Genomic DNA, 11,222 nt, shown 5'->3' with positions numbered 1-11,222 from the left:
GGCACAGAACGAACAGTAGTAGTATGCTGACTGCTATTTGAATAAAACGTGTAGCTGTCACCGTATCTTATTTAATGATTATTGACTGATGATGATCTTCCTGATCGCATTACCCATAGGCGTTTCCAGCAGCAGCAGGTAAGTACCTGCGGTGATGTTCAGCTGGTAACCCACGTTGAACTGTACGGCCGCACTTTCCTTCCGGTCGTTCACCAGCTGGTTGCTGATAATGTTAAACAGGCGTAAACGTATGTCCGATGCCTTGTCCAGCGCAATGCGCACATTGAACTGTCCCGTATTGGGATTCGGCAGTATTTCAAAGGTTTTAATGAAAGGTTCTGCTGCGCCGCCGGGTTGCGTGAAGGTTTGTTTTTCCAGCACAGCAATATCCTTGCTGAACAATTTTTCACAATCTCCCACACGGGTACGCAGCTGGATCCTGTACACGCCGGTATCCGCAAAGCGCAGCTCTGCCAGCAGCGGTGTATTTTGTACTACCGTAATATTCCGGTTAGCGGGTATCACCCATTCAATTTTTTCCGGCAGCGGGTTGCTGATGTTCACAAAAGAAACATCCTCATTCTGGAAGATCTGCGTAGCCGCCACAAACTCGGCGGAGATGGCTACCTTATTCTGCTGTATGTTAATGGTATCTGAGCCTTTGCAACCTTTGCTGTCTGTAACGTTCACCCAGTACTGACCGGTTTGGCTCAGCGTAACCTGCGGTGTAAGGGCCTGCAGCGCAGGGTTGCCGCCCCATACATACTTAGCCTGTGGGTCTGCAATAGCAGCATTTACCAGCCAGGTCTGATCATTACACAAAGTTTTATCAGGTCCCAGCTGTACCTGCAGCGGTGCAGGATCGCCCAGGTTAAAGGTTTGTATGCGTTTACAGTTGTTGGCATCTGTAATGGTAAGGGTGTATTTGCCGGCGCACAGCTTATCCAGCGCAGTGCCGGTTTGGCCCGTGCTCCACTGGTAGCGGTAAGGGGCTACGCCGCCGCTGATGGTGGTTTTAATATAACCGTCACAGTCGCTATGGCAGGTAGGCGCTTTAATATCTGCATCTATGGTAATACCGCCGGGTATAAAAATGTCTACGTTGTTCTGCGTTTCACAGTTATGGCCGTCTTTCACAAACAGGAGGTAAGCGCCTTCTGTTAAGCTGTGAAGGGTGCTGGTGGTATCGCCGGTGGTCCATTCATAATGGAAGGGGGCCGTACCGCCGCTTACCAGCGCCGTGATGCTGCCATCCTGCCCGGAAGCGCAGCTTACTGCGGTTGCATTCAGCGCTACGGTTAATTTATCCGGCTCCGTTAAATGAAAAGTATCTGAGCTGCGGGTAATGTTATTGTAGTCCGTTACCTGCACCAGGTATTTTCCACTAGGCATGCCTGTTATAATGCTGTCTGTTTGCGGAACAGGCTGTAAGCTGCCATTCACTACCTTAAACCAACGGTAGGCGTAAGGCAGGCCGCTGCTGAACGGGATGCCGCCGGTAGCATGCGCTACCAGCTCTCCGTCGCTGTCGCCTTTACAGGCTACATAACGGTGTTCCGCAATGCTGGCTTTTAATAAGGGCGGCTCATGCAAAGTATTGGCTACAGATACATAGCAGCCGCTGGTGCTGTTATTGGTGCAAATGCTGAACTGCGCATCTTTTACCTGTAAGGTATAAGTGCCGTCGCCAACATTCTGTAAGGTAGTGGTGTACTGGCCGGGCTGTACCTGCTCTGTATGGGTGCTTAATACCTGGTTATTGCTGTTCAGCCATTGTACGCTGTAAGAGCCGTCTGCAGCGGGTGTGCCGCCATTCAGCGTAATGCTGATGCTGCCGTCCGTATACGTATAGGCCTTAGGGTCGATGGTAGTAACATTTACCACGGCCAGCGGCGCTGCCGGTTGTGTAATAACCGTATCCGGCTGCTGCTCACAGCCATGGCCATCTGTCAGTAACAGGGTGTAATGGCCGGCCGGCTGATCCAGGATATCCTGCGTAGCATCACTATTGCTCCATACCCAGGCGTAGGGCAGGGTGCCGCCGGTAACAGTTGATTTTATAAAACCATCATTACCGCCGTTACAGCTTACGTTGCGGGTAGTGAGCGCCACCTGCAACAGCTCCGGCTCTACCAGGTGAAAAGTATCTGATTCTTTGGTAATACCATTCCAGTCTGTAATGATCACTTTATAAATGCCGGTGTTCAGCCAGTGCGCGGTATCATTCGTTTCCCCGATGGGGTTATATGCGCCGCTGTTATCGGCCTTATACCATTCAAACTGGTAAGGCAGCGGGCCGGAAATGGGTACGCCGCCGCTGGCGGTTGCAAACAACACGCCGTCCATATCGCCTTTACAGGAAACGTAATGTTTTTCAGCAATGTTCACCACCAGCGCCGGAGGCTCTTCGAGGGTAAATCCGGCTGTTACAATACAGCTTTGCATATTAGGATCAGGGCCGGTGTAGTTGGCATCCGTTACGGTAATATTATAATCGCCTGCGCCTATATTGGCCAGCGAATCTTCATAAACGCCGTTCACCAGCTGGCCGTAATGGCTGGTTAATACAGTGCCATCGGGCTTTTGCCAGGTTACATTATATGCGCCGCCGGCTAAGGCAGTACCGCCTTTCAGCAGCACTTTTATGCTGCCATCCGTATACCCGAATGCTTTGGGATAAATGAGGGTGGGCGTTACGATCTGTAATGGCTCTGCAGGTTGTGGCACATAAGCTACATCTGTAAGCTCACAGCCATGATAATCTTTTATACGGAGTGTATACGTGCCTGTTGGAAGCGCATAAATATCTGCAGACTGTGCGCTGTTGCTCCAGTTATACTGGTAAGCCGGTGTGCCGCCTGTTACCACAGTGGTTAAGACACCGTTACTGCCGCTGTAACAGCTTACAGGGGTAGTGGTGAATTGTATTTTCAGCGAATCAGGATCGATCAGGTTTATCACATCCGACAGTTTCTCTATATTGTTTGCATCTGTCACTTTTACCTGGTACTGGCCGGCGGTTAAACCATTGGCTTGTGTGCCGGTTTGGCCCAGGGGCGTAAGCGTACCGCCCACCAGCTGATACCATTCATAGGTATAAAAAGGCGCTGCGCTCATTCGCTTACCACCTGTGGCTAATGCGCTCAGGATGCCATTGCCGTCGCCATGGCAATTGATACTGTCTGTAATAGTAGGCGTAACTTCCAGCAAAGGCGGTTGTGTAAGCGGATAGGTGGCTGTAACAATACAGCCCTGCTCACTGCCGCTGCCTGCAGAGGCATGGTTGGCGTCCGTTACCCTGAGGGTATAGATGCCGTCCGGTACATTTTCCAAGGTAGTGGTATATACGCCGCTGCCCACAATGCCGGTCTGCGGAAACACGGCGCCGCTTGCATTGGTCCAGGTAACATTATAGGACCCATCCACATTAGGCGTGCCGCCTTTAATACGTACCACAACGCTGCCGTCTGAATAGCCAAAGGCTTTGGGATCAGTAGGGGTGGCTGCATCTATCACCAGGCTGGCTGCCGGTTCCGTAATAGTTTCTGTACGGGTAATTTCATTGTTACTGGCATCTTTTGGCATACAGCCTTTACTATCCCGCAGCCACAGGCTGTAAGTGCCGGCATTTAAGCCGCCCAGCGTATAGGCTGTAACGTTGCCAATGGATACCTGCCGGGTAATACCGTCTGCCGCATTTTTATAGTAAAGGATATTGCCGCCGTTACCGCCGCTGGTGGTAATGTTAATGGCCCCATCGGCGCCGCTGTGGCACCTTACATCGTTTTGTTTACTGCTGCTGAAGGTAATGGGCCCGGGCTGCACGATCTCAAAATTGGCCCTGTGCTGGGCGGCGCCGGTATAAATAGGTACTGGATTGGCAATATCAGTAGGGTAGCTGCCGCGCAGCAGGATGCGGTATTTACGCGCCCCCCGGTCAGAGGGTGTCCATTGATAGCTGTTGTTGCCATCCATGGTTATCTGCCGGTCGTCAATAAAGGCGGCCGGGTTACCGGCGGCTATTTCCTGTTTGTCCAGCTGCATTACCAGGCCTTCACGCGGCCTTAATGGGCGGCTGAACCTTACTATAAAGCTGCCGTTCTGATCACCATAACAGGTAGGCGGTATCGGTGTTACCGATAATATCGTAGGTGCAACAAACCTGGGGGTAAGCGTCACGGTATTGCTTTCCGTAGTGCCGCAAGGATAGTACACGCGCACCAGTATATTTTCCCTGCGTTCAATAGCACCCAGGAAAAAGTTATTCGGCAGGTCATTACCGGAGAAGGTAATGGTACGCTGCATAGGGAAATTGGAAGGGAAATTGTTCCAGCCTGTAGAGGTAGTACGGTACTGCCATTGGTAAGTGCTGTTCGGGAAACCATTGGTAGCTGTTAAGGTAACCGTTGTTGCATCCGGCAGCGTAGCAGTTGTGGGCGTTATATTAACTGCTCTTGGATAGATGCGGATGTTCATATCGCCGGTGTACCTGGGAATGAAATTACCGTTATGATAGGTAAAACAGGGCTGCGAAGGCGATACATATATATCCTGCGAAGCTTCTACATCATTCCTTTTACAACCGGCCGGAAAACCGCGGTCCCAGCTTCTTCTGCCGAAAATATGAAAACGTACCAGCCGTTTGGTATTGGCAAACGTAAAGGTTTTAGTAGGATAGGTTCTTACCTCATTCTCACGTAACCCATCCAGCGATTCGGTCCATACTCTTACATTGGTACCGTCACTGTAATAGGCAGTGATCTCAAACCGGCTGCTGCAATCTGCCTTATCCGCATTACCGTTATAATAAACGGAAAGGTCCATAGCCACTTCATATTGCTGGCCACGGGCTACCGTATACATTAAAATGAAAAAAAACAGGGGTATAATTTTTTTCATCCGTTACAATTTAATTTTATGAGGGACCAGCAGCGGCCGGCAATTACGCCTGGCTGCAGCCGGTAATATTTATCGCAAATGCACCGTTCGCAGGGGTGCTTAATATTGTACATTGATCAGTTTTGAGCTGCCGGTTGCCCCGCTGTTTAATACCGCCCGTATGCTATACTGGTATTCGGTATTTACCCTGGGCTGGTTATCCACAATGCGGTTGGTGCCTGGTTTCAGCACTTTCCACAGCGTAACAGGCTGGCCTTTTTCTCCTTTATACAGCTGGTATTCCACCACATCGGCCAGGTCATCTTTCCAGAACAGCTCTATGTAACGCTCCTGCCGGTTCACCTGTGCATTGAAAGAGCGTACCATGCCTTTGGAAGGATTGTATGGAACGCTTACCGTTAGCGGCTGCATGGGCTTGGATTCCAGCCCGCTGCTGTCTTTAGCCAGCAACAGGTAAGCATAGGTAACGCCGGGTGTTACGGTATTATCTGCAAAGTTGTTAACGGGCGGCGTCAGCTTCTGTATGGCTTCCCAGCTGGTATTGGCAGCTGTTACGGTTTTGCGGTATAACAGCTGCTGCGCCACATCCGCATCTGTACTGGGGATCCAGGACAGGTATACGATATCCTTCGCTACCTTATAACCGGTAAGCACAGGAGAGGTAGGCGGTATCACATCCGGTTTCTTAAGCTCAAACACCGCAGAGAAATCCGACTGGTTATATCGTTTATCCAGCGCCCTTACCTGGTAATACACTTTACTGTTAAGGGATTGAATGCCTACAGAATCGCGGAAGGTATTGCGCCTCCACACAGAATCTACCAGCGATGCGGCTTCCTCGCCGGCCATGTTGGCGCGGAATACTTTATAACCTAAAATGTCTTTTTCAGTATTGGCGGCCCAGGAAAGCTTTACCACGCCGTTACTGTCTATAGTACCGGTGAGGCCTGTTGGCGCTGCGGGCGGTATAGAATCCACCGGCTGCACCAGCACCGGGAAAGAGGTGGAGGATTCGCCTTCCAATGCTACGGCTGTAATGGTAAAATAATTGCTGGGCTCCAGGTGATCGTATAGGAGTGTACGTTGGTCCGGCGTAATATTGCTCATCACGGTTTTATAAGGTCCGTCGGCCTTCTCGGCCTGGTTTAGTGTAAAACCTTTAATGAGCTTATTACCTGCGGTTTCAAATTCCCAGCCCAGCTCCAGCACGCCTTTTTCATTAACAGCATTGCTGCGGATGTTGGGCGTGTACACCAGCAAATGTTTACCCTTGCCTGTTACGGGATCAGAGGGCGGGCCGGGCTCGCCAAAGGGCGATACGCCCCGCACACGGTAACGGTACACGGTATTATTATCCTGCAGCGAGTCAATGAAATACATGCGCGGCGAAGGCTTTTTTTCTTTGCCGTTGAAATTGGTCACCGGCAGGGAAGAGGCGCGTTCGTAGTTCACACCGTCTTTAGAGCGCTCTATAAACCAGGAGTTGTAATAATGTTTCAGCAGGCTGTAATCCCAGCTCAGGATCACATTCTTATCGCCAAACACAGCGCCTATGTTAGCGGGTTTTGGCAGCTCCTTCCGGTCGGCCAGGCCAATGAATGCGCCGGAAGAATCAATGCGCATGCGGCCGGCAGGCGCCAGTGAACGCACACGGTACAGGTATTTTTCATTGGGCTTTACGGTATTATCCTCATAAGCCCATCCGGCCATTTTAGCGGCTTCAAAACTATTATCTGCTGCGTATAATGATAATGCAAAACGTTGGTCCAGCTCCTGCGACTGATTGATGAGCTGTGCAATGCCATTGTTGCCACCACCACTTACTTCAAAGTCTTTTCCATAAATGGCCTGTGCAATGATCACGGCATAGTTATCTTTTTTGCAGATCTCCTGCCAGGCCAGCAGCGGCTGTGGTTTGATGGGCTGTGTATTCAGTAGCTGTGATTCCGGCTTGGACAGCACCTTGCCATCACGCAGCACGGTAAAACGCCACAGCTCAAAACCGTACTGGTTGCACAGCTTCCAGGCGCTGGCTTTGGTAACTGCCCAGCGCAGTAATACGCTGTGCTGCTGTGCCCTTGCCATTACCTGTATACGGGCCGTATCTTTCCGCTGGGCGGAGAGGCTGCCTGTGAGCAACAGGAAGAACAGTACAAGACGAAGGATGATCTTAGCGCGCATATATCTTTATCACAGGTTTTTAATAGGTTTTCGAGTATTCATAGGTAACTGACGTGCCTTTAATACCACCCGGCAGCATATACTGGTAGGCTACCTTGTACTTACCATTACGTATCAGCGGGTAATAACCATTGATCATATACAGGTACTTGCTTTGCAGCGGCGTATCCAGGTATTTGTTCACCACCTGGTACTGTATATCATCCAGGTCCTCGCGGTACACTAACGGCAGGTCATACACGTAGGGCAGGCGCACGGCCAGCTCTGATGGCAATGGCTGTTTGCTGGTAATGCTGGCCAGGTAATCGCTCATCAGGGTCATTGCCTTAGTGGGCACCAGTCCCAGGTCGTCCGGGTTACGGTGGGTAATGAATATTTCCTGCTCTATCGGGTAGTTACGGTATAACAGCGGGTTCACATCTTCCCTGAAATAAGCATCATCTGTAATGGCGCTTACATTGATCAGCGGTGTATAACCCGTAAAGGCAGTACCCTGCAGCTCCGGTACATCAAACAGCTCGTAGTTGCCCACTTCGGCCTGCAGACTTAATACCTCAAAGGTTACAATGCTGGCAATACCCCGTTTCAGCGGCATGGCATTCAGCTTGGCTGCAAAGGTGTTATAACGGCTGGTATGGAAGCCATAGCCCAGCAGCGATTTGGTTACATCGCCCCGGCTTACTGCATTGGATTTATTTGCTTTCACGGTATAGTCGCCGTCTTCACCGTTATCCTGCTTGGCATAGCTTACGATCGCATCTTTGGAAGCATCGCCTCCAGGAGGAATGGCCACTACATCATAGGTATAATCTGTACTGGGTTGTATGGCCGGCATGGGGAAGTCTATGCGCTGGTTCACGCTGTCGTATTGCATAGCCTGTGTGGCAAATACAGCCCCGTTGGTAGCAAACTGCAGCTGGTATTTCCAGCGCGCATCAAACAGGTAGCTCTGGCCGCGCTGCAGTACTATGTAACCGCGGTTCAGCTCATCGCGGAACATATTGCGCTGGTCTATTACCGGGTAACAGTGGGCAATGTTGGTAAGCGGTATAAAGTCAGGCGCAGTGCCGGTGGTAAAGGTCACCACCTTTTCTTCCGTGCTTTGCTGCCCGTTCATATACAGCGTTTGCCAGCTGCCGTTCTGCAATTCTTCAAAGATCACTTTCACCGTGGCCTTTAAGGTATGTTTGGTAGGTAATACTTCTTTGGAATAATAAGTGGCTACGTCATTGTTGGCGTTCCATTCAATTCTGCCGGGTACCGGCTGCCCGTTATCCGTTACGGTAAAGGTTTCCAGCTTGGTACGATAGGTTTTGGTGCCTTTATCATCCTCCACATCAAACGGCTGTCCAACGCGCATGTTAAACGCTGCCTGCGGTGCGGCAAAAACATCTACATCCGCGGTATTGTCTGCAGGCGTAACATCTGCTATCATCTTCACATCAATAGGACTGCTGCTGCCGGTTACAATTTCACATTCATCGCCAATAGTTACTTTCATGCGCATGTTACCGCTTACCAAACCGCCCAGGATCTCAAACTTCACGGCCATGTAACCCTTTAACCATGTGGGATTGGGCAGCTTGGCCTGCATAAGCACGGCGGCTGCGCCCGATATAATGGGGAAGCGCCCTTTAATAAATGCCAGGTTCACTTTTACGCCTACCTCACCCTGCAAATACACATAGGCTTGTCCGTTAGCATACCATCCGTCAATACCAATTTTTTCTGTTTTACCGGCGCAGTGTGCATCGCCGTAATCTTTCAGCATAATATCAAACCCTACACCGCATTTAAAGTTGGCGTACAGGATCAGGAAAGTGAGGTCGCCGGTTTCTACGGAGAGGTTGGCGCCAAAGGCAAACCCGCGTCCATCGCCCAGTGCATTCAGGTCGCGCATGTAATCCAGCTCCTCCATATCCACACCTAAGATGTCCGCAACTTCCTGCGGGGGCGGGGGAGAGCCGGGTATTTTATCGCCCACCATGATGTAGGCGCCTGTTTTAATTGCTATGCTGCCCAGGGCAAACTTAACGCCTAAACGATTGGTGGGGGTACCCATATGGAAGTACCATTCACCCGGCGCAATATGTATCACCGCCCATCCGGCGCGGTTGCCGCTGGCAGTACCGGTAAGCAAACCACCGGCTACATTCAGGTACACATCAAAGTTGGCGTGGAAAGTAGATTGAGTAAAGTCATATTGAATGCCTACATAGGCAGAGAGGCCGCTTTCGCCGGTCTTGAAATCATCACCGCTCAGGCTTTCTGCTGCGGCAGACGGGTTGGATACTTTGAGGCCCTGCAGCTTTTCACCTAAGCCTCCCAGCTTGCTCACCGCCTTTTGTTCCGCGGCTTCCATTTTGCTGAAGGCCTTACTCATCTGATCGCCCATGTTGCCTGCTACATTGGGCAGTACGCCTAAGATCTTGGCGTAACCGTAGAAGCCAATGAAGTTAATGCCTCCGCTTTTGTTAAAGGCTACTTCAAAAGATACTTCGCCGTTCACTACCTGCTTTTTCACAATGCTGAACAATACGGCAGCTTTAATACCCAGGCCAGTATTTTCATCCGGCACATAATTTACACCGGTAGGAGAGGCCAGCATATCCGAGCCCTGTTTTTTCATGCGGTAGTAAGCGCCGCCGCCAAAGCCCTGTATGTTAATGGGCGGCACCAGCGGAATACCCAGGCCCAGATCGGCTTTTGCATCCACGTACCAGTAGCGGAAATCCTTACAGCCAAACATGGCGCGCGCTTCAATCTTTATCTTATCATCCATGAAATCCGCTGCCACCATGCCGCTTACGGCATTGCCATAAACAGGATCATCATCATAGAACTTAATGCGGCCGTTAATTTTCAGCGAACCGCCGATTTTGGCGTTAATGCCAATTTCTTCCAGCTTCAGCTTTTGGAATTTCCAGGTTTGTATGCCTTCCGCTTCATTGAACTTGCCTACCAATCCTATTTTGGTATCGCCGCCAAAGTTCCCTTCCATCAGGTTCAGGCGGATGCCGAAGGTAAGCGTGGCTTCCCCATCCTGCGCACGGAGCGATATTTCATTAATAGATACCGGGAAGTTGGAAACCGTGTTCGTATTCTTATAACCGAAATAAGAGGTAGTTAAATAAGGCGGGTTGGTTTCAAGATGCAGGTCTTTGAATATAATGCCTTTAAAAGTGGCAAGAGGTTTACCATCATCTCCCTTGGTAGTGGCAGAGATGCCCAAACTGCCGTGCAGCATGGCTTCCGGCTGAAAACGCCCGTCGGCCAGCTTCAGCTGCACCCAGGAGTTTGGCTCCAGCACGCACTTAGCCTGCCATACATTAAAGCTTAGCTCATTGATAGTGCTTAGCTTCAGGATGTATTCATTATCTGCCGTAATAACAGCGGTATAACCTAAGGGATCTTTGGCTACCGGCAGGCCCACCATGCCGCTGAAGCCCGCGCCTACCAGGTGGTTGGCTTCCAGGTCTATATTAAAATGATCTACGGTGAACTTCCATCCGGAGGCGGTGCCATCCGGTAATATGTTATTGGCAAAGAAAGAGCCGGTTAAACCATTGTTGTCAATGATCATATGCGTAGCGCCAAAGCTTACGCGCTTACCCGACTGTTCCCGTTTGGCAAACTGTTTGGGCAGTATTACTTCCAGGTCCTCCACGTACACGCCCCGCCAGGTGTTTGGATTATCGGCAGGCATATAACGCTGCTCATATCCGGTGGGATAAACAATATCCGGTGTGTTGCGGATATCGCTGCCGTCAAATACGGCCTTGCCTATATGAAAACCAACACCTTTTAAAGGCGCTATCTCAAAGGCAGGAAGGCTGAGGCTTACCAGGATATCATTCCAGTCAGCTACTACGGTTTTAAATGCGGCGGTTACCTGCGCTTTAGGGTCTTCATTGCGTTCTCCATCGGCTTTTAAAGGCACCAGCATGCTGCGCGGAAAAGCTACTTCGGCAGAGATGCCCAGCTCTTTAAAGCCGTTACAGTCCATGGTTACATAGGTAAGATCCAGGCCCTGGCCAGTTTCCATGTTCATGCCGCCTTTTAAGATCAATGCGGCCGTGCCTCCGTTTATGCGTATGGGTATGTCGCCCAGTAATACCAGCTTGGCATCGCCCAGGATGCCG

General features: G+C 50.6%; 3 protein-coding genes. All 3 read right to left on the bottom strand.

Annotation, left to right across the window (positions count from 1 at the left end; translation table 11 throughout):
* Nucleotides 1-78 precede the first annotated feature (78 nt).
* Nucleotides 79-4,899, bottom strand: coding sequence for a hypothetical protein (locus tag VIM87_RS28985; protein ID WP_332000361.1), 4,821 nt, complete (start codon nucleotides 4,897-4,899; stop codon nucleotides 79-81).
* Between the two features lie 99 nt (nucleotides 4,900-4,998).
* On the bottom strand, nucleotides 4,999-7,080 hold the full coding sequence (locus VIM87_RS28980; RefSeq protein WP_332000360.1) for a hypothetical protein: 2,082 nt from the start codon (nucleotides 7,078-7,080) through the stop codon (nucleotides 4,999-5,001).
* Between the two features lie 19 nt (nucleotides 7,081-7,099).
* The coding region (locus tag VIM87_RS28975; RefSeq protein WP_332000359.1) for a hypothetical protein at nucleotides 7,100-11,222 on the bottom strand (4,123 nt) is incomplete at its 5' end.

The organism is Chitinophaga sp. (assembly GCF_036569125.1).
In the GTDB taxonomy this organism is placed as follows: Bacteria; Bacteroidota; Bacteroidia; order Chitinophagales; family Chitinophagaceae; genus Chitinophaga.
Note: the sequence above shows the minus strand (reverse complement) of the source record. Positions and strands in the feature narration are given on the sequence as shown.

Bases quoted from the DNA above. Each gene is read 5' to 3' on its own strand.
- VIM87_RS28985 (WP_332000361.1), bottom strand. From the start codon at position 4,899: ATGAAAAAAATTATACCCCTGTTTTTTTTCATTTTAATGTATACGGTA.
- VIM87_RS28980 (WP_332000360.1), bottom strand. From the start codon at position 7,080: ATGCGCGCTAAGATCATCCTTCGTCTTGTACTGTTCTTCCTGTTGCTC.